Below are 18,383 nucleotides of genomic sequence, written 5' to 3'. Positions count from 1 at the left end.
GTTAGCGCGCGGCGGGGCGGGCGGCGTCGGCGGACTCCGCCTCGGACTCCTCGGTGCGCAGCCGGTACAGCAGCATCACCACGAGCGTGCAACCACCGGTGATCAAGATCGCCGTCAGGCCGGGCACCGTGGCGAGCAGCCGGTCGGGATTGGCGTAGCCGCGCGGGATGTCCAGCTCACCGCCGAAGATGCGGCCACGGAGCGCGACGACCACGCCGGGCACGAACAGCAGCGAGAGGGCGAGCACCTTGCTCGGGCTCTGGATGGGCTGCGCTGTACCGAAGCAATATCCGGTGATCAGCGCCAGCGCCAGACAGCCGGTGATGGTTGCCGCGGGCGTCAGGCCTTCGGGCCGCGCGGCGGCCGTGGCGAAAGCGCTGAGGATCGCGGTGGCCGCCAGCCCGGCCATCGGCATCGGGCGGTACAAACCGAGCATCATGCCGCCCACCGTGGCCCCGATCAGCAACGGCACCGTCCACCCCGACAGACCGGTCATCAGGATCGCGCCACCGGCCGCCGCGATGGCCGCACTGAGGACGACGATCACTCCGTCGCGGCCGGGCAGCAGCAGCGCCGCGACCAGCACCGTGACCACCGTGATGGCGGCGACGAGCAGCACCTCGAACAGCGTCGAGCCCCGGCGGACCAGCCACTCCGAGCTTCCGAGGGTGATGAGCATGGTCAGCAACACGGCGATGATCGGCCGCAGCGGCAGCTCGACCGCGATCACCGATTCGCGGCGCCGGTGCCGGTGCAGCAGAGTGCATATCAGCACCAGGGCGACGGTCGGCCAGAGCAGCCACAGCGGCGGCGAGTCCGTCACCAAGCCTGCGGGCTCCTCTGGCTCGGCCGGATGACCGATGCCTGGCACGCTCAAATCGCCGATGACGATGCTGGTGAGCGCGCCGAGGGTGGCCGCGCCCGCGTACACCATGTGCCGCTGCGCCGCCGTCATCAAACCGCCGAGCAGCATCCCGCCCGCCAGCGAATCGATGTCGTTGAGCGTGGTCAACGGGGCCAGTGAGGAGAAGCTGCGGCCCAACATGTGATTCGTCAGTAGCACGAACGTGCCGAACAGCGCCACCAGCCACGCCACCACCGCCGAGTCGGCGGTGTAGGTGAAGACCGCGGCCATCACGGCGACGATGAAGCCGATCGCGGTCGCCCTCGGCATGTTGTGCGCCAGCAGCTGCATCTGCACCGTCGCTGTCCCGTGCGCCACCAATGCCAGCGAGATCGGTGTGGTGAGCGCAAGTCCACCCACCACGGCGGCGACGAACGCCGTGATCAGCTCGACCGCACCCGTGCAGTGTCGCACCAGGTCAAAGGTAGTTCAGTCAACGGGCAAACGGTCGATTACCGGCGTATGCGTGTCACTGAGTGGACCGAGCGGCGCGATTCGACCCGCACCGACGGCCACCGCGTCGTAGGCTGAATACGCCATGAAACTGGACAATCGACCAACATCCTCGCTGCTGCACGCGCGCCTTCCCGAGGTCGGGGACAACCTTCCTTTCCACCGGCTCGGCGCCGCGCCGACACCGGTCCGGCCGCTGCCCGGGCTGACGACCGGCGTCGCTCCGGTCTGGCTGAAGGACGAGAGCGACTACGGCGACGGCGGCTGGGGCGGCAACAAGGTGCGCAAGCTGGAATGGCTGCTACCCGAGGCGATTCGCACCGGTCGCCGCACCTTGCTCACAGTGGGCGGCATCGGCACCAACTGGGGTCTGGCCGCCGCGCTGTACGGGCGTGACCTCGGACTGCACACAGTGCTCGCACTCATCGATCAACCGGTCGACGAGCACGTGCGGGCACAGCTGGTCCGGCTTGCGGCCTCCGGCGCGGAAATCCACCGCACGCACACGAAATCGCGGACCGTCCTCACCGCTCCGCTGCTGTACGCCAAGCACTGGCGACCGGGCGCTGCGCCGTACTACCTGCCCGCAGGCGGCTCCGCGCCGCTCGGCGTACTCGGTTACGTCGAGGCGGGATTGGAGATCGCCGCCCAGGTCCGCGCGGGCATCCTGCCCGAACCTTCGCACGTCGTCACCGCGATCGGCTCCGGCGGGACGGCGGCCGGGCTGGTTGTCGGCCTGCGGCTGGCGGGGCTGCGCACCCGCGTGTTCGGCGTCGTCGTCAACGACACGCTGCGCCTCGACGCACCCGCGCTGCTCGGCTTGGCCGACCGCACCATCGCCCTGCTGCGCGAGCGCGGCGCCCGATTCGACGCGCCCGCGATCTCGGCGGACGATCTCGAGCTCACCAAGGACTGGCTCGGCCCCGGCTACGGCCATCCGATCCCCGCGGCCGCCGAAGCCGCCGCGATCGCCCACGACAACGAGGGACTCGACCTCGAGCCGGTGTACACCGCGAAGGCGCTCGCCGCGCTGCTCGCCCGCAATGCCGACGGCGGTTTCGGCGCGGGTCCGGTGCTGTTCCTGAACACCAACGGTCCCCGCTGAGCATCCCGCCGGTTCACCGGACGCGCAGCGCGGTCACCCGCCACCCCGAGGCGCGGCTGTGGACGATGCGCCCGGCCAGCGCGAAGCGCCGCTGCCCGCGGTCGTACCCGGCGAAGACTTCGGCGGTGCGCGCGTCGACCGGCGTCACGGCGACGCGCGCCAAGACGGCGACGCCCAAACCGCGTCCCGGCGCGAGCTCCCCGGCGATCAGGGTGCGCACCGCCGACACCACCGCGCCGTCCGCGACGGACGCCAGCTGGCCGATCGGCCTGCGCTGATCGAGCACCTCCAGGGTCATGCGCAACGCGCGCTCGGCGAACTTTCGTGCCGAGACGACCATTTCGTCCCGGTCCGCCGCGTGCGACTCGCGGACGGCACGCTGCACTCCCGCCCCGGCGACCGCGGGCGTCGCGCCGCGCGGGCGCACCCGGCACGACCGGGGTCGCGGCGGCGCGTGGAAGCCGCGCAGCGGCGGCTCGTTGTGCGGAGCAGGCGACAACGCCTGGTGATCGTCGGACATCCGGCACCCCCTGATCTCGGACAGCTTGTCACTCGCCGATTCTGCTCACCCGAGCCGCGATCGCTTGAGTAGTGGACTACCCGAAATCGGACCGCCCAGGATGGTCCGCGTGCAGCAGCGCCGCGAGGGCGCGCCGAACGGCGGCGGACGCGGCCGCGCGGGAGAGTCCGCGCCGTTCCACCAGGTGATGCCGGAACGGCCAGCCGACGGTGGCGTCGATCGTGTCGAGCAGCTGCTCGTCGGGTTCGCCGGACCGGGTCAGCTCGGCGCGGAAGGCCTGCGCGAGCGCGGCGCGAATACGCCTGTCGGTCAGTCGCATTCGCGCGTCGAGCGCGGGCAGGCTGTGCGATTCCAGCAGGCCGAGCACCCGCGGGTTGCGCTGGAGCGCGAAGATGTCGGCGCTCTGCTCCACGACCAGATCGATGCGGGTATCCAGCGGTAGTTCGGGGTCGATGGTCCGGATCAGGGCCTCGACCTGTTCGGACTGCCGGTCGACGGCGGCGATGCGCAGCTCGTCGATGCCGGGAAAGTGGACGAAGATGCTGCGCTCGGAGGCGCCCGCGCGCTGCGCGATGTCCTTGGCCGTCGGCGCGAAGACGCCCTCTTTCACTGCGGCCAGCAGGGCGTCGATGATCGCGCCCCGGGTCTGCTCCGGATTGCGGCGCCGTCGCGCGCCGGTTGTGCCCTCACCCATGACCGCATCCGATCACAGATCGCCCTTGCGGCGGCGACCGGGCAGGAAGGTGTCGGCGGCAGTCGGCGGCGAGATCACTATTGCAGTATCACTGTAATAGTGCGTATGGTCGACCGAACGCCGACGGACGGCGGCTGTCGGGCACATGCCGACGGGACGAGCGAGGAGCGTGCATGGTCGAGCGGGAGAACGAGGAGACCGCGGCCCGGCGGGTGTCCCGGCGCGGCGTCTTCGGCGTCGGCGCCGCGGCGCTCGCCGCCGCCGGGGTCGGCGTCGGCCTCGGCGGCTGCGCGGACGACGACCCGGTGCGCCCCTCGGCCACACCGACCGACCCCAGCGACCACATCCTGGCCGCGAACCGGCAGGCCGCCGAAACCATGCCCTTCTCCGACACCGCCGACTTCGCCGACGCCGACCGCGGCTTCCGCGCGGCGCTCGACCCGGGCGTCGTCACCGACGCTCAGGGAAAGGTGGTGTGGGACGACGACTCCTATGGTTTCCTGCGCGAACCCTGCCCGCAGTCCGCGCATCCGAGCTTGTGGCGGCAAGCCCAGCTCACCGTGAAGCAGGGGCTGTACGAGATCGCGCCGGGCTTCTACCAGATCCGCGGCCTCGACCTGTCGAACATGACGCTGGTCGAGGGCGACACGGGCGTCATCGTGATCGACCCGCTGATCTCGGCCGAGACCGCGGCCGCCGGGCTGGCGCTCTACCGCGCGCACCGCGGGAACCGCCCCGTCACCGGGTTGATCTACAGCCACTCCCACGTCGACCACTTCGGCGGGGCGCTCGGCGTGACGACCGAACAGGACGTCGCCGCGGGCCGCTGCCCGGTGCTCGCGCCCGTCGGCTTCCTGGAACACGCTGTCGCCGAGAACATCTACGCCGGAACGGCGATGGCGCGCCGCGCGGCGTACATGTACGGCGCCGCCCTGCCGCGCGGCCCGAAGGGGCAGATCGGCGCCGGGCTCGGCCAGACCACCTCGCTCGGCACCGTCACCCTGATCACGCCCACCGTCGACATCGTCCGCACCGATCAGGAGGAGACGATCGACGGTGTCCGCATGGTCTTCCAGCTGACGCCGGGCACCGAGGCGCCCTCGGAGATGAACTTCTACTTCCCCGGCCGCAGGGCGCTGTGCATGGCCGAGAACGCCACGCACACCATGCACAACATCGTGACGCTGCGCGGGGCCCTTGTCCGGGATCCGCACGTATGGTCGAAGTACCTCACCGAATCGATCAATCGCTACGGCCGCGCCAGCGATGTGGTGTTCTCTTCCCACCACTGGCCGGTCTGGGGCACCGACCGGATCGTCGAATTCCTTTCGGTGCAACGCGATCTGTACGGCTACCTCAACGATCAGACGCTGCGGCTGCTGAACAAGGGCTACGTCGGGGCCGAGATCGCCGAGATGATGCAGCTGCCCCCCGGCCTGACGAAATCCTGGTCGACGCACGGCTACTACGGCTCGGTCAGCCACAACGTCAAAGCCATCTACCAGCGGTACATGGGCTGGTTCGACGGCAATCCCGCGCACCTGTGGCAGCATCCGCCGGTCGAGTCCGCCGAGCGCCACGTCGAGGCGATGGGCGGCGCGAAGGAAGTGCTGAAGAAGGCGCAGCGGGCCTACGATGCGGGCGACTATCGCTGGGCGGTGCAACTGCTCGACTACGCCCTCTTCGCCGACCCGGCCGACACGACCGCGAAACACTTGCAGGCCAGCGCTTTCGAACAGCTCGCGTACGGATCCGAGAACGCCACCTGGCGCAATTTCTTCCTCAGCGGCGCGCACGAACTGCGCAACGGCCCGTTCGGCACGCCCACCCAAGCGAATTCCGCGGGCCTGCTGAGCGCGCTCAGCGTGGAGCAGGCGTTCGACGCGATGTCGCTGCGCCTGGACGGGCCGAAGGCGTGGGACACCCGGCTGGTCATCGACTGGCGTTTCCGCGACGAGGGCGATCGCACGCACCGCTCCGAACTGCGCAACGGGGTGCTCGTGCACTACGACCGGCGCCCCGACGACGGGCTGCCCGCGCCGGACGCCACCATCACGCTCACCCGCCCCGCGCTGCTGCGGGCGTTCGTGGCGGGCGGCGATCTGCGGGCGGCGGTGCGCGACGGCGAGATCGGTATCGAGGGCAACGCGGCGGCGCTCGCGCAGCTGCCCGGACTGTTCGACAAGCCGGATCCCGGCTTCGCCATCGTCACCCCGTGACGCGAATCCGGTGGGGGCGCAGGCGGATCAGTCGGTGACGCCGAGTACTTCCTTGCCGATGACGCCGGCCAGCACCTCGGTCGAGTACGCCATGAGCTGACCCGCCTCGGCGTCGCGCAGATGCCGCTGAATGGGCGAGCGCTTGAGATATCCGGACGCGCCGCCGACCCGGACGCCGAGCTGCGCGACGTCGACAGCCACCTTGTTGGCGAGGTACTTGGCCCGCCCCAGCGTCGGCAGGAAGGCCGGAATCCCGTTGTCCGCCTGCCACAGTGCCTGCTCGTACAGCGCGTGCGCCGCGGCCAGCCTGGTCTGCGCGTCGGCGGCCTCGTGCTGCACCCACTGCTGGTGCGACAGCGGCGCGCCGAGAATCACCCGCGACCTGGCGTGCTCGACCAAGGCGTCCAGCGCCGCGTCGGCGATGCCGAGCGAGAGGGCGGGCAGCCCGGCGGGGATCACCGCGAAATCACCGGCGTCGGGCCGACGGCCGCGGTATTCGGCGCGCAGCACGGTCCGCTCGAAGGACAGCAGCTGGCTGCGGGTGGCGCGCAGCCCGAGGGTGTCCCAGATCGGGATGATCGACACCGTGGCGTCCGGAGCCAGGCCGAAGAACGTCGGCGCTCCGTCGACCAGGGCGTTGACCAGCAGATAGTCGGCGATCTCCGCGCCGGAGACGAAGCGCTTGGCGCCGGTCAGTTCCCAACCGCCCGGCGCGGGCACGGCCTCCTGTTGCGGCTGGAGGAACCGGTTGCCGCTGGCGGGTTCGGAGAGCGCGTTCGCGAATCGCTTGCCCGCCAGGAACTCCTCGGCGAAGAACGAGCCCAGCGTGTCCGCGGTGATCTCGGCCAGCGCCACGCCCGCGCCCGCGTGCATGGTCCAGATGGTCGCGGTGGAGGGGTCGGCCTTCGCCAGCGTGCGCACCAGCTGCCCGAACGCCCGGTAGCTCAGTCCCGTCCCGCCGACCCACTCCGGCAGCGCCGCGCGATCGACCCCGGCCTCGTGCAACGCCGTGAGATGCGCGACCGCGATCTCCGCGCGTTCGTCGTAATCGGCTGCGACGGCGGCGAATTCGGCGGCCAGCTCGGTGACTCGGTCGAGCGCCGCACGCTCGCTCGCACGCAACGGGAAGGGACTGGGATCGGTCACGAGGCGCTCCGGTCGCGGATCGGCGGGCGGGTCTCGACCAGCCTACGCAGCCCGGACGGTATGCAGCGCGAAGCGGTCTCCGCTCACGTGGCAGTCGTGACGGCGGGCAGCTGCCAGCGACCGTCGATCGCCTCGGGCCGCGGCGCGTACAGCCGCATGATGAGCGAGAACTCGCCGTCCGCCGGGATGGGCAGCCAATTGCCCTGTCGCACCGCGGGTCCCGGATTCCGGTGCTGAATCGCCAGCTCGACCGCGCCGTCCGGTCCCGGCACGACCGGCTCCTGATGGCCGACCGCATAGATGCCCGCCGGATTGGGCACCAGGAAGCCGTCCGCACCGTACGCGGTGAGCGACCAGAACGCGTCGACGGGCGGGGTCTGTCCCGGCGCGAAACGCAGCCGGAACCGCTTGGGCGTGCCGTCGGTGTCCGCCGTTTCGAAGAAGGTGGGATAGATCGCGTCCTCGGCCAGGTTGGAGCCCAGCCCCTTGTCCGCCGTCGCGGCACGGTGCAGGTAGTCGGTGCCGTACTCGCCCGCTGTCGGATCGAAGGTCCAGCCGTTGTCCAACCGGGTCTGCGGGTCGACATAGACGCCGATCGTCCGTTTCGCATCGGTGGCCGCGGTCGTGAGGGCCGCGTCCGAGAGTCCCGTCACCCGGCCGCCCGGCTCGATCCCGATCTCGGCGAACCGCGCCATCGCCGGTGCGTCGGCGAGCGCGGGCGGATCGGTGTCCATCAGCGTGCAGAGCCGGTCGTAGAACTTCCTGGCGTCCATCTCGGTGACTTGCTCGGCGGGCGGCCGCGACGGTGCGGGCCGGATCGGCTCGACGGGCACGGGCCGCCCCGCGACCCAGTCGTCCAGCGAGGCCAGCCGCAAATCCCGCTGGATCGCGCGCACGGCGGGGATGTCGTCGACGCCGTCGACCTGGATGCGGCCGAGTACCCACACGGTGGGCGTCGGCATCGGCAGCGGGGTCAACTCCTCGGGCAGCGCGCCGGACCAGTTCGGGCCGGTGATCACGTAGCTGAACGGCGGCGTGCGCGCCCCCGGCCGCACCTGCGGGCGCACGCTGCTCGGATTGTGGACGGTGTTGGTCCACGCGTCCATGACCTGCATCAGCCAGAAGCGGCCCGGGTTCACCGCCGGGACCTGCAACGTCATGGGACCGCGGGAGAGATCGAGCCAGGCGCTGGAGTACAGGGTGTCCACGTTCAACCGCACTATGTCGCGCCGCTCCGGCGTCGGCAGCGCGTCGGAGTGCTGGAAGTGGTTGACCGGTGTGCTCTTCAGCGCCGCATCCCGCGTCTCGTGCATCAGCACCAGCGGATAGCCGAAGGCGTAGGCGTCTTCCGCGATGACGGCGGCTTCGCTCGTGGCGGCGGCACCCTCGTCGTCGCGGCCGCACGCGGCAAGGACGAGGGCGGTCGTGGTCGCCCAGCCGAGCATCGTGCGGCGCGTGATCACGCGTCCGGCACTCGACGACGCAGCTTCATCCGGCTCGCTCATGAGCCTCCTCGTACGGACCTCCGAGGGACGGTTTCGCGAGTTCAGCCACTTGTTCGTCGATCACAATCAATCCTCTGCCCACCGTAACGCCTGGACGGGACAGCTGTCGACGGCCAGCGCCACCACCTCGGCGTCCGCCGGGGACACCGAGTCGACCAGCGGCGCGACGACACCGTCCGCGCCGACGCGGAACAGCGCGGGCGCGAGCGCCTCGCACATGCCGTGCCCTTCGCACCGGCCGCGATCGGCCGCGAGCCTCACCGCCCGATCCGTTCGAGCCGGACGGGCAATCCGTCGGCGGGCGTCGGGCCGGTCCCCGCCACCAGCGGCACCCGGTAACCGGCGGGCACCGTCCAGCGGTACTCGAGCAGCATCTGGTGCAGCACGGCTTTCACCGTCATCCCGCCGAAGTACAGTCCGATGCACTTGTGCGCCCCGCCGCCGAACGGCGACCAGGCGAAGCGGTGCGCCTTGTCCTCGCGGCGCTCCGGCGCGAACCGCTCGGGATCGAACGCGTGCGCGTCGCGCCAGAATGCGTCGGTGCGCATCATCGCGTACAGGCCGCACATGATCAGCGTTCCGCGCGGCACGTAGTGGCCGAGAATCTCGGTGTCGCGCAAGGTCTCGCGGGCCTGCTGGGCGACCGGCGCGTACATCCGCAGCGCCTCCTTGAACGCCATGTCCAGCGCGGGCAGCCGATCCAGATCGTCGTAGCCGAGCGAAACCTTGCCCAGCGCACGGGATTCCGCCCGCAGCCGGTCCTGCCACTCGGGATGCCTGCCCAGTTCGTGGACGAGCATGGCGGAGGCGATGGTGCTGGTGTCGTGGGCGGCCATCATCACGAAGATCATGTGCTGGACGACCTCCTCGTCGGTGAAGGCGTGGCCCTCGACGGTGCTGGCCCGGCACAGCACGCTGAACAGGTCGTTGCCCTCGCCCGCGCGCTTGACCGGGAGCTCGCGGCGGAAGTACTCCTCGAGCACCCGGCGCCCGCGCAGCCCGCGCGCCCACACACCGCCGGGCAGGTTGGCGCGCACCAGCGCCTTCCCGCCGTGCACCGCGTCCTCGAAGGCGCGCTCGAGCCGGTCGCCCTCCGCACCGAGCGCGGCGCCCGCGAACACCTCGGTGGCCTGTTGCAGCAGCAGCTTCTTGATGGCGCTGTAGACCGGGAAATCCGGGGCCGGACGCCACTTCTCGATGCCTGCGCGCAGCAGCGGCGTGGTCAGGTCGAGGTAGCCGACCAGGCGTGGCCGGGTGAAGGCCTGCTGCATGATCCGGCGATGGAACATGTGCTCGTCGAAATCGCGCAGCAGCAGCCCGCCGCGGAAGAACGGGCCGATGAGGAACTCCCAGCCGCGTTGCGCAGAGAAGACCTTGTCCCGGTCCAGCATGACGACCTCGAACGCCTCCGGGCTTCCGACGGTCACCACCGGCCTGCCGAGGACGCCCATCCACTGCACCGGGCCGAACCGTTCGAAACGCTTGCGCGCGAACTCGATCGGGTCCGCGAGGGTGTGCAGCGTGTATCCGATGCCGGGCGGTCCGAAGTCGCCGAGAGTCGGCCGCAGCCCGCTGCCCGCGGGCGGTTCGGCCAGCGTCCGCACCCTGGTCGGATAGTGCTGCACGAAACGGACGCCGACCCGCTGGACCCGCCACGACAGCTGGGTCCGCAGCTGCCGGGCCCCGTCGGACACCGCACTGACTCGTTGTGGCACGAGAAGACTCATGGTCCCATTCCCTTCGCGACGCTGCGATGCATCGACCATATAGGAAACGTACGTTTCCGTATACGTTTGTTTCCCAACTTGTGCTGTGCCAAGCTGGCCGGGTGACCCGAGCATTCACCGGCACCTATCGCGGGGTGTCCAGCGCCGAGCGCCGCGAGGATCGGCGCAGGCGCCTGCTCGACGCCGCGCTCGCCATCGTCGGCACCCAGGGCCTCGCGGCGCTGACCGTGCGCGGGGTCTGCGAACAGGCCAAAGTCGGCCCCCGGTTCTTCTACGAGGCGTTCCCCGACCTGGGCGCGCTGGCCTCCGAACTGCTGCTCGCAGTGCAGCGTTCGGCGCTCGACCGGGCCCGCACGGCCATCGCCGAGACCGAGGGCGCGCCCGCGCGGCGCATCCGCGCCGGGGTGGCCGCGCTGATCACCGAACTCACCGACGACCCGCGCCGGGCCAAGATCGTCTTCGCGCAGGCCTACGGCGACGAGGTGCTGATGCGCACCCGTTTCGCGGGCATGCGCAGCGTCGCCGCGACGATCATCGAGCAAACCCGCATCGTCCTCGACCTGCCCGAGGGTCAGGACGCCGCGGTCGCGGCGACCTCCCAGCTCATCACCGGCGGAGCCGCCGAACTGGTGCTCGTCTGGCTGGACGGCGGACTGGACGTCGACCGAGACGGCCTGATCGATCTGCTCGCGGATTTCACCATCGCGATGATCGATCGACTGCCCGCGGTGGCCGGGCGGCTCAACGGCACCGCGTAATCGCGCACGAACGCGCGGAGAACCGAACACGTTCGATCACACACGCCAATTGCCTGCGATTTGCCGATTCGGCGCACCCCCGCCGCCTGTAACGCCGGAAAGCCGCTCGACGGTTGAATCATCATGCCGGGGAACGTGTTTCACCACGTCAACCGGACGGTTCGGCCACGGCGTCCGCGCGGGGGCTATACACTGTTTTGTAGGTCAGTTCTCCTCCGAATTGCCGAATTGACCCCGGACACAAGATGTCCCGACCTATGACCGGCTGTTCTCTTCTGATTACGTTGGGAGGCAAGATGATCGATTACAGCCCTTTCGGTCCGGCCGACCCGCGGCCCACACCCGGAGGTGCAGGATGATCGAGAGCGCGTACGCGGCCGAGGCGGCAGACACCACCGAACCGCGTCATCGCACCGCCACCGACCCGGACGGGCCCGCTGCCCGTTTGCCGGGCAATCGCATGTGGACGGTCTCGGCCGTCGTCGTCGAGGCCGACGGGCCCAGTCCGCGCCACGGCGTGGTGGCGGGCGCCGATCTCGGCGACGCCGCCGAGCAACTGTGCGAATACCTCCCGGAGACCCACTCCGACGAGGACTACTACCTGGTGGCCAGGCAGGTCCCGCTGGTCGCGCACGGCCCGCGCAGCGGCGGCCAGATTCCGCGCCGCACCTGGGTCAGCCCGATCCAGCGCGACGACGACACGGGCCAGGCGACCTACGGGCGCTGGATGCGCGCCGAGGAGCATCCGCACTTCCGGCTGCACGGACCCGTTGTCACCAACTGAGCCCAACGACGCGCGCGGCATCCGGTCGCGCGAATCGGCCTGCTCACGCCGAGCGCCGCATACGGTGGTCGGCCACGTGCACTCGATTCGAGCAGCGAGTCGAGCAGAAGCGACGCCGCCCGTTGCGTGAGGTGTCCACGAACACCTGCGCGCAGCCCGGCCGCGCGCAGCGGCCGATGCGGTCGGGGTCTTCGCAGAACAGGGCCGCGAGCCCGGCGGCCGTGTAGGCCTTCACCCGCTCGTCGGTCGGCGCGTCCTCATGGGCGTAGTGCAGATGCGGCGCGCGGCCGTCGTGCGTCGAAATGTATGGGCGACTGGTCGTTTCCGCCAGCAACGCGTTGAGCTGCGGTACCGAGGGCGCGTCGAAGACCTCGCCGAGCCGCGCGATCCAGCGGCGCAATTCGGCGGTCTGCCGCGCGTCGAGCGACCCCAGCGGCTTGTATCCCGCCGCGTCCAGCACCGCGAGCAGGTCCGCGTCCGGGTCGGCGTTCACCAGGCGTGCGGCCAGCTCGGCGGCCGTGCCGCCGTAAGGGTTGAAATGCACAAAGCCATTACATCAGGCTGAGGGCATGTCCGCCATCTGCCCTTCCTGCTCCTGGCCCTCCCCCACGGTCGTGTCCGCGCACGGCGAGATCAGCTATCTGCGCTGTGTGTGCGGGCGCTGGCTGATCAGTGAGCACGGCGCGGTGATCGCCGCGGCCGGGGACAGCTCGCTGGCCGAACCCGTCGCGGACATCGCCTGAGACGTCAGGCCGTCTACGGTCCGCGCGGCGAACGGCCCGTCTTGTCGCGATACATGGCGGTGTCCACCGCGTGCATGAGCGCGTCGATCGCGCTCGGCCGGTCCACCACGAACACGGTGCCGACGCTGGCGCCGACGTGCACCGGATGACCTGCCACCCACAACGGCGTCGCCAGCGCGGCGCGCAGTTCGTCGGCGACCGCGGTCAGCTGCGGCTCCCCCGCGCAGCGCTCGACCAGCACGATGAACTCGTCGCCGCCGATGCGGGCGGTCAGTCCGCCGAGCGATTCGGCGGCGGCACGCAAGCGTTGCGCCACCTCGTGCAGCACCCGGTCGCCGACGGTGTGTCCCCATTCGTCGTTGACCGTTTTGAAGCCGTCCAGATCCAGGTAGCACAGACCGATCGGCGGCACCGCGCTCGCCAGCCGATCGAAGAAGAGCAGCCGATTGGGCAGCCCGGTCAGATTGTCGTGGTGAGCGTCGTGCCAGAGCCGGTCGGACAGCTGCTTGCGCTCGGTGACGTCCACCGCCACGCCGATCAGGAACTGGATGCGCCTGTCCGCGTCGCGCACCGCCGACATCGACAGGTCGATGTGAGCAAGTCCGCCGTCCGGGCGCACGTGCGTGGTCTCCAGGCGGAAGCGATCGGTCTCGCCCGCCAGCATGCTCCGGAACCGTCCGTAGGCGTGCCCGATGTTGGCGGGCCCGAGCAGCTCGGCCACCGCGCGCCCCGGCATGTGCTCCTGCGGCAGGCCGAGCATCTCGGCGAAGGCGGCGTTCACCGCGAGCACGCGCCCGGTGACGTCGACGGTGCCGATGCCGACCGAGGCGCCCGCGAACACGGCCTCGAACCTCGCCTCCGAAAGCTGGCGCCGCGCTTCGGCGTCCCGTGCTGCGGCCAGCGCCGCGCCGAGGGTCGTCTCCTGCTCGACCAGCGCGGCCGCACGCAAGGCGCCGGTGCAACCGGAGGCGAACTCGGCGGCCACGGCCACCGCGCGATCGCGCACCCGGTCGTAGTCCGCGTCGCCGGGGGCGCAGATCTCCTCGACCATGTCGTGGCAGATCACCGCGATCGAACGGCTGACCATCAGCGGGTCGCGGTAGTTCGCGGCCACCAGCACCACGGCCGCGTCGTGGGCGTCGCGCAGATCGCCGTCGCCGCGGATGGCGGCGACAAGGAGCTCGGACAGGTCGGCGAGCATCGCCTCGGTCTCGGTCCGCGTGAGCGTGGGTGCGACGACGCCGTCCAGCGCGTCCGCCCATCGCAACGCCAGCTCGCGCAGACCCACTACCCGCGACCTCCTGCCCGTCCGACCGGCGCCCTCGACAGTTCCGGCCTCAGACCTTGTGACCGAGTCCGGCCAGACCGAGTGATCGGCCGGGCGCCTCGTGGAGATCGCGCTCGGATTCCGGGCGCCAGGCGGGTAGTTCCACCACACCCGGCTCCACCAGGTCCCATCCGTCGAACATAGCCGCGATGGCAGGGGCGGAGCGGAAGTGAATCCCGACCTTGCTCTGCTGTGCCGCGTTCGCACCGAGCTGCGCGGCGTCCTCGGGCCGCAGCTCCGAGGTCAGGTGCGAGATCGCCACGAAGGAACCGCTCGGCACGGCGGCGCGCATCGCGGCGACCTTCGCGGCGGGCGCGTCCTCGTCGGAGAGCAGGTGCAGCACCGCGACCAGCAGCAGCCCGACGGGCTGGTCGAAATCGATCAATCCGGTCTCGCGGACCTTGCCGAGCAGTTCCTCCGGCTTGCGCAGATCCGCTTCGATCGCCGCGGCGCGGTCGTTGTCGCGCAGGATCGCCTTCGAGTGCGCGACGGCGACCGGATCGATGTCGACGTAGAGCACCCGGATCTCCGGGTCGAGCCGCTGCGCCACCTCGTGCACGTTGCCCGCCGTCGGGATGCCCGAGCCGATGTCGAGGAACTGGCGTATGCCCGCGTCCACCAGGAAGCGCACCGCCCTGCGCAGGAACGCGCGGTTGCTCAGCGCGACCAGCGGCAGATCGGGCACCAGCCGCTTGCCCAAGTCGGCGGCCTTGCGGTCGACCTCGAAATTATGCGAGCCGCCGAGCAGCGCGTCGTACATGCGTGCCGGGCTCGCCTGCTGCATATCCACGCCCTCGGGCGCCCACGCCGGCCTGTCCATCGCATACCCCTTTGTGTCCACGAGCCGGCCTTCCGCGACCGGGAAGGCTCGCACCGAACGGGTGGTGTCGCCGATCACCCGCTAGGCGCCGTCCGCATCGTAACCGCAGGTCCGAACGACAGTGCACTGCACATGATCACAGTTGCGCACCGCGGCGGTACGCCGGATGCGGGTACCCGCCCGGCAACCCTCCTACACCTCCAAATAAATGCAGACATGCGCATGTCTGCAAGATAGGCTAGGCTGTGGCGCGGCAGCCATCCGACGTGGAAGGGACGTTCGCTCATGGGAGATCACTGCGTGTCGCCGCGGCACCCGGCGCGACCGGCGGACAGCACGACGCGGGAACGCGAGTGCGCCGATGAGCTCCGGCACTCCCATGATCACAGCCACGACCACGGCGGCGGGCACCACCACGATCACGGCGTGTCCGCGGACTCGGACCCGCGCTGGCTGAGCATCGCGCTCGCCCTGATCCTCGCGTTCATGGCGGCCGAGGTGGTGGTCGGCCTGCTGGCGCAGTCGCTGGCGCTGATCACCGACGCCGCGCACATGCTCACCGACGCCGCATCGATCGTCCTCGCGCTCATCGCCATCCGGCTGTCCAAGCGCCCCGCGCGCGGCCGCTACACCTACGGCTACAAGCGCGCGGAGATCCTGTCGGCGCAAGCCAACGGCATCACCCTGCTGCTGCTGGCGGCGTGGTTCGTCTACGAAGGCGTGGACCGGCTGATCCACCCGCCGGACGTGGCAGGCCCGCTGGTCTTCGTCACCGCGCTGGTCGGCATCGTCGTCAACGTCGTCGCCGCGTGGTGCATCAGCCGCGCCAACCGCACCAGCCTCAATGTCGAAGGCGCCTTCCAGCACATCCTCAACGACATGTACGCCTTCATCGGCACGGCCATCGCGGGCGCGGTGGTGTGGCTTGCCGGTTATCCCCGCGCCGACGCCATCGCGGCGCTGGTGGTCGCCGCGCTGATGCTGAAGGCAGGCTGGGCGCTGGTCCGCGAATCGGGGCGGATCTTCTTGGAGGCCGCGCCCGCACACCTCGATCCCGATGCCATCGGCGCGCGCATCGTCACCATCCCGCAGGTCAGCGAGGTACACGACCTGCACGTCTGGGTGATCACCTCGGGCGAGCCCTCGCTGTCGGCGCACATCCTGGTCGACGACCGGTCCGACTGCCACGCCGTGCGGCTGGGGATCGAGCGGGTGCTGCTGGCGGAGTTCGGCCTGGAGCACACGACGTTGCAGGTGGACCACGTGTCCGATCCGACCGCGCCGCGCGCGGATCTGCACTGCGCCGAGCCGCACGGGCCGGTGCACCGGGCATGAGACGGGCGCGGTGTCAATTTCATCGCCGTTGCGCTGCGTCTTCTTCGACCGGCTGAGGGCGGCGGCAAGAACAAGACTGTTTCTTCGCGGATCGTCGCCGCAAGCTTGGGCCGCCTACTGAGAACAGGAGAGCAGCTCATGACGACCCCGCCCAACACCGATCCGCCCTTGCACCTTTCGGGAAACAATGCGCCGATCACCGACGAGGTGACAGTGCAACCGGCCACGGTGATCGGGACCGTTCCCGAAGATTTGAACGGGGTGTATCTGCGCAACGGCCCCAATCCGCGCACGGGCTGGTCGCCGCACTACTTCTCGGGCGACGGCATGATCCACGCGGTGGCGCTGCGGGACGGACAGGCTCGCTGGTATCGCAACCGGTACGTGCGAACCCCCTTGTTCGCGCATCCCGCGCAGTCCAGGCTCGCGCTGACCGTCGACGCCGACACCGGGAAGCTGGACTACCGCGTCACCACTGCCAACACCCACGTGGTCGCGCACGCGGGCCGGCTGCTGGCGCTCGAGGAAGGCGGCTTTCCCTATGAGATCAGCCCGGAATTGGAGACCGTCGGACCGTTCACTTTCGCGGACGCGCTGCGTACTCCGATGACCGCCCATCCCAAGATCTGCCCGAGGACCGGGGAGCTGTTGTTCTTCGGCCGCAGGATCACATCTAACGGTGCTGGTCGTGTCGGGAGCCGTACCCGGTCTGATCGAGCGGGTACGGCGACCCGGTTGGCTGGGCGCGGTTGACCTTCACGTTGGTTGAGACTCCATGATGGCCCGGTGCGGAGTTCCAGGGTCGAGGAGTTGATCACCATCGGGGCGCTGGCGCGGGCCAGCGGCCTGACCACGAGCGCGCTGCGGTTCTACGCCGACTGCGGGCTGCTCACGCCCACCGAGGTCGACGCGGCGACCGGATACCGGTATTACACGCGCTCGCAGTGCGAGCGGGCGGTGCTGATCCGGCGGCTGCGCGGCATCGACTTGTCGCTGGAGGCCATCACCGAGGTGCTCGCGGCCGACCCGGACCGCGCCGAACGGTTGCTCGACGCGCACGTCGCGGTGCTGGAACGGCGGGCGAAGGCGGCCGCGCGGGTCGCGGCGCAGGTCAAGCGGACTCTCGGCGCGGGGCACGGCACGGCGGTGCCCGCGGCCGAATTGGCGCGCGCCATCGCGCAAGTGGGCGCGGCCGCGGCGGTCGACGACTCGGCCCCGGTACTCACCGGCATCCTGGTGGAGGCGGATTCGACCGCGCTGACGCTCACTGCCACCGACCGGTACCGGCTGTCGACGCGCACCGTGGCACCGCTGCGGAACGGCGGCGCGTGGACAGCGGTGATCGGGGCCGCGACGCTGGCGTCGCTGCGCCCGTGGCTGGACTCGATCGAGGAGGTCGTCCTCGCGCCGCGCGAATCCGGCCTCGCGCTCACCTCCGGCGACACCGAGCACGACTGCGCCGGAATCGGAGAGCCCTTCCCCGAGTACCGAGCGGTGCTCGACGGACTGCCCACCGTGCGCACCCGGGTGCTGGTTGCCCGCGCCGCGCTGCTCGACCTGCTGGAGACGGCCACGGACGAGAGCGTCGTCTGCGCCGTCGACGGGGCCGGGCTCGCGGTCTCCGGCGCCGTCACCGCCACCCGGCTGCCCGCCGTGATCACCGGCGCACCGATGGATCTCGCGTTCCGTTCGACGGTGCTGCGCCCCGCCGTCGCGAGCGCGATCGGGCCGGACCTGATGTTCGACCTCGCCGCCCCCGACCAACCGGTCGTCGTCCGTTCGGCGACCGACGGCGATCTCACCACCCTCGTCATGCCCACATTCGTACCGACCACGGAGGACGACCGATGACCGATCCAACCGACACCACCATGGACGCCATCGCCCGCGCGGTCGGGCTCGGCCGCGCGGGCGACCGCGACACCGCACGCACCATGCTGACCGAGCTGTGGACCGAACTCGGCCCGCAGGGCGATCCACTGCACCGCTGCACCCTCGCGCACTACCTCGCCGACCTGCACGACGACGCCGCGCAGGCCCTCACCTGGGACATCCGCGCACTCGACGCCGCGGACAGCCTCACCGACGAGCGCGTGCGCCGCCACCACGCGGGACTGAACGTGCGCGGTTTCTACCCCTCGCTGCACCTGAACCTCGCCGACAACTACCGCCGCCTCGCCTCGTTCGAGGCCGCCGAGCGTCAGATCGAAGCCGCCCGCGGTTGCCTGCGCACGCTCGGTGACGACGAGTACGGTGCGACAGTGCGCACGGCCGTGGAAGAGGTGGCGCAAGCGATCCGGGACGGACGTACGGAACCGCGAGCACCCGCTCCCAGCTGACCAT

The 18,383-nt window shown here is 70.5% G+C and carries 19 protein-coding genes; 9 read left to right on the top strand and 10 right to left on the bottom strand.

All coding sequences use genetic code 11. The features are described from left to right. Nucleotide 1: 1 nt before the first annotated feature. Nucleotides 2-1,318 carry a hypothetical protein gene (locus AC3ERS_RS00595; RefSeq protein ID WP_431962312.1) on the bottom strand — a complete coding sequence of 439 codons (1,317 nt, stop codon included), beginning with the start codon at nucleotides 1,316-1,318 and terminating at the stop codon, nucleotides 2-4. A gap of 124 nt (nucleotides 1,319-1,442) precedes the next feature. Here AC3ERS_RS00595 and AC3ERS_RS00590 point away from each other — a divergent pair, with 124 nt between their 5' ends. Beyond that, on the top strand, nucleotides 1,443-2,462 hold the full coding sequence (locus AC3ERS_RS00590; protein WP_431962310.1) for a 1-aminocyclopropane-1-carboxylate deaminase/D-cysteine desulfhydrase: 1,020 nt from the start codon (nucleotides 1,443-1,445) through the stop codon (nucleotides 2,460-2,462). A gap of 13 nt (nucleotides 2,463-2,475) precedes the next feature. Here AC3ERS_RS00590 and AC3ERS_RS00585 read toward each other — a convergent pair whose 3' ends face one another. Both AC3ERS_RS00585 and AC3ERS_RS00580 read right to left on the bottom strand, forming a co-directional pair. Then, entirely contained in the window at nucleotides 2,476-2,982 is a 507-nt protein-coding gene (locus AC3ERS_RS00585) for an Rv3235 family protein (RefSeq protein WP_431962308.1), read from the bottom strand. Between the two features lie 76 nt (nucleotides 2,983-3,058). Beyond that, a complete protein-coding gene (locus AC3ERS_RS00580) occupies nucleotides 3,059-3,676 on the bottom strand; it encodes a TetR/AcrR family transcriptional regulator (RefSeq protein WP_431962306.1) in 618 nt (205 codons plus the stop codon). Between the two features lie 377 nt (nucleotides 3,677-4,053). Between AC3ERS_RS00580 and AC3ERS_RS00575 the strand changes: the two genes are divergently transcribed. Beyond that, a complete protein-coding gene (locus AC3ERS_RS00575) occupies nucleotides 4,054-5,895 on the top strand; it encodes an alkyl/aryl-sulfatase (RefSeq protein WP_431963538.1) in 1,842 nt (613 codons plus the stop codon). 27 nt (nucleotides 5,896-5,922) lie between these two features. Here the strand turns inward: AC3ERS_RS00575 and AC3ERS_RS00570 are convergent, their stop codons facing one another. From AC3ERS_RS00570 to AC3ERS_RS00555, 4 genes are all read right to left on the bottom strand, one after another. Then, nucleotides 5,923-7,041 (bottom strand): acyl-CoA dehydrogenase family protein, encoded by a 1,119-nt coding sequence (locus AC3ERS_RS00570; protein ID WP_431962304.1) that lies wholly within the window; start codon nucleotides 7,039-7,041, stop codon nucleotides 5,923-5,925. Nucleotides 7,042-7,124: 83 nt separating this feature from the next. Beyond that, nucleotides 7,125-8,546 (bottom strand): DUF1254 domain-containing protein, encoded by a 1,422-nt coding sequence (locus AC3ERS_RS00565; protein WP_431962302.1) that lies wholly within the window; start codon nucleotides 8,544-8,546, stop codon nucleotides 7,125-7,127. 66 nt (nucleotides 8,547-8,612) lie between these two features. Next, entirely contained in the window at nucleotides 8,613-8,807 is a 195-nt protein-coding gene (locus AC3ERS_RS00560; RefSeq protein ID WP_431962300.1) for a ferredoxin, read from the bottom strand. Further along, on the bottom strand, nucleotides 8,804-10,273 hold the full coding sequence (locus AC3ERS_RS00555) for a cytochrome P450 (RefSeq protein WP_431962298.1): 1,470 nt from the start codon (nucleotides 10,271-10,273) through the stop codon (nucleotides 8,804-8,806). Before AC3ERS_RS00555 ends, AC3ERS_RS00560 begins: the two co-directional genes overlap by 4 nt. A gap of 101 nt (nucleotides 10,274-10,374) precedes the next feature. Between AC3ERS_RS00555 and AC3ERS_RS00550 the strand changes: the two genes are divergently transcribed. Both AC3ERS_RS00550 and AC3ERS_RS00545 read left to right on the top strand, forming a co-directional pair. After that, nucleotides 10,375-11,031 carry a TetR/AcrR family transcriptional regulator gene (locus tag AC3ERS_RS00550; protein ID WP_431962296.1) on the top strand — a complete coding sequence of 219 codons (657 nt, stop codon included), beginning with the start codon at nucleotides 10,375-10,377 and terminating at the stop codon, nucleotides 11,029-11,031. Between the two features lie 355 nt (nucleotides 11,032-11,386). Next, the gene (locus AC3ERS_RS00545; RefSeq protein WP_431962294.1) at nucleotides 11,387-11,815 is read left to right on the top strand and encodes a hypothetical protein; all 429 of its coding nucleotides are present in this window, start codon (nucleotides 11,387-11,389) and stop codon (nucleotides 11,813-11,815) included. Between the two features lie 43 nt (nucleotides 11,816-11,858). On the opposite strand, the gene AC3ERS_RS00540 is transcribed toward AC3ERS_RS00545, so the two are convergent. After that, nucleotides 11,859-12,359 (bottom strand): CGNR zinc finger domain-containing protein, encoded by a 501-nt coding sequence (locus tag AC3ERS_RS00540; protein WP_431962292.1) that lies wholly within the window; start codon nucleotides 12,357-12,359, stop codon nucleotides 11,859-11,861. 25 nt (nucleotides 12,360-12,384) lie between these two features. Between AC3ERS_RS00540 and AC3ERS_RS00535 the strand changes: the two genes are divergently transcribed. Further along, complete coding sequence (locus tag AC3ERS_RS00535; RefSeq protein WP_431962290.1) at nucleotides 12,385-12,558, top strand: hypothetical protein; 174 nt, start codon at nucleotides 12,385-12,387, stop codon at nucleotides 12,556-12,558. Nucleotides 12,559-12,571: 13 nt separating this feature from the next. Here the strand turns inward: AC3ERS_RS00535 and AC3ERS_RS00530 are convergent, their stop codons facing one another. Both AC3ERS_RS00530 and AC3ERS_RS00525 read right to left on the bottom strand, forming a co-directional pair. Beyond that, a complete protein-coding gene (locus AC3ERS_RS00530; protein ID WP_431962288.1) occupies nucleotides 12,572-13,846 on the bottom strand; it encodes a diguanylate cyclase domain-containing protein in 1,275 nt (424 codons plus the stop codon). A gap of 49 nt (nucleotides 13,847-13,895) precedes the next feature. Next, a complete protein-coding gene (locus tag AC3ERS_RS00525; protein WP_431962286.1) occupies nucleotides 13,896-14,705 on the bottom strand; it encodes an SAM-dependent methyltransferase in 810 nt (269 codons plus the stop codon). 426 nt (nucleotides 14,706-15,131) lie between these two features. Between AC3ERS_RS00525 and AC3ERS_RS00520 the strand changes: the two genes are divergently transcribed. The 4 genes from AC3ERS_RS00520 to AC3ERS_RS00505 all read left to right on the top strand — a co-directional run bounded on the left by AC3ERS_RS00520 (nucleotide 15,132) and on the right by AC3ERS_RS00505 (nucleotide 18,379). After that, nucleotides 15,132-16,040: a cation diffusion facilitator family transporter gene (locus AC3ERS_RS00520; protein ID WP_431962284.1), complete on the top strand. Its 909-nt coding sequence runs from the start codon at nucleotides 15,132-15,134 to the stop codon at nucleotides 16,038-16,040. 138 nt (nucleotides 16,041-16,178) lie between these two features. Beyond that, nucleotides 16,179-16,793, top strand: coding sequence for a carotenoid oxygenase family protein (locus AC3ERS_RS00515; protein ID WP_431962282.1), 615 nt, complete (start codon nucleotides 16,179-16,181; stop codon nucleotides 16,791-16,793). A gap of 33 nt (nucleotides 16,794-16,826) precedes the next feature. Next, complete coding sequence (locus AC3ERS_RS00510) at nucleotides 16,827-17,891, top strand: DNA polymerase III subunit beta family protein (protein ID WP_431962280.1); 1,065 nt, start codon at nucleotides 16,827-16,829, stop codon at nucleotides 17,889-17,891. Beyond that, nucleotides 17,888-18,379: a hypothetical protein gene (locus tag AC3ERS_RS00505; RefSeq protein ID WP_431962278.1), complete on the top strand. Its 492-nt coding sequence runs from the start codon at nucleotides 17,888-17,890 to the stop codon at nucleotides 18,377-18,379. The genes AC3ERS_RS00510 and AC3ERS_RS00505 overlap by 4 nt, the downstream gene beginning before the upstream one ends. The last annotated feature ends 4 nt before the right edge of the window (nucleotides 18,380-18,383 follow it).

It is taken from the genome of Nocardia sp. bgisy134 (genome assembly GCF_057708325.1).
Note: the sequence above shows the minus strand (reverse complement) of the source record. Positions and strands in the feature narration are given on the sequence as shown.

Bases quoted from the DNA above. Each gene is read 5' to 3' on its own strand.
- AC3ERS_RS00565 (WP_431962302.1), bottom strand. From the start codon at position 8,546: ATGAGCGAGCCGGATGAAGCTGCGTCGTCGAGTGCCGGACGCGTGATC.
- AC3ERS_RS00525 (WP_431962286.1), bottom strand. From the start codon at position 14,705: ATGGACAGGCCGGCGTGGGCGCCCGAGGGCGTGGATATGCAGCAGGCG.
- AC3ERS_RS00590 (WP_431962310.1), top strand. From the start codon at position 1,443: ATGAAACTGGACAATCGACCAACATCCTCGCTGCTGCACGCGCGCCTT.
- AC3ERS_RS00555 (WP_431962298.1), bottom strand. From the start codon at position 10,273: ATGAGTCTTCTCGTGCCACAACGAGTCAGTGCGGTGTCCGACGGGGCC.
- AC3ERS_RS00545 (WP_431962294.1), top strand. From the start codon at position 11,387: ATGATCGAGAGCGCGTACGCGGCCGAGGCGGCAGACACCACCGAACCG.
- AC3ERS_RS00515 (WP_431962282.1), top strand. From the start codon at position 16,179: ATGACGACCCCGCCCAACACCGATCCGCCCTTGCACCTTTCGGGAAAC.
- AC3ERS_RS00535 (WP_431962290.1), top strand. From the start codon at position 12,385: ATGTCCGCCATCTGCCCTTCCTGCTCCTGGCCCTCCCCCACGGTCGTG.
- AC3ERS_RS00505 (WP_431962278.1), top strand. From the start codon at position 17,888: ATGACCGATCCAACCGACACCACCATGGACGCCATCGCCCGCGCGGTC.
- AC3ERS_RS00580 (WP_431962306.1), bottom strand. From the start codon at position 3,676: ATGGGTGAGGGCACAACCGGCGCGCGACGGCGCCGCAATCCGGAGCAG.
- AC3ERS_RS00585 (WP_431962308.1), bottom strand. From the start codon at position 2,982: ATGTCCGACGATCACCAGGCGTTGTCGCCTGCTCCGCACAACGAGCCG.
- AC3ERS_RS00575 (WP_431963538.1), top strand. From the start codon at position 4,054: ATGCCCTTCTCCGACACCGCCGACTTCGCCGACGCCGACCGCGGCTTC.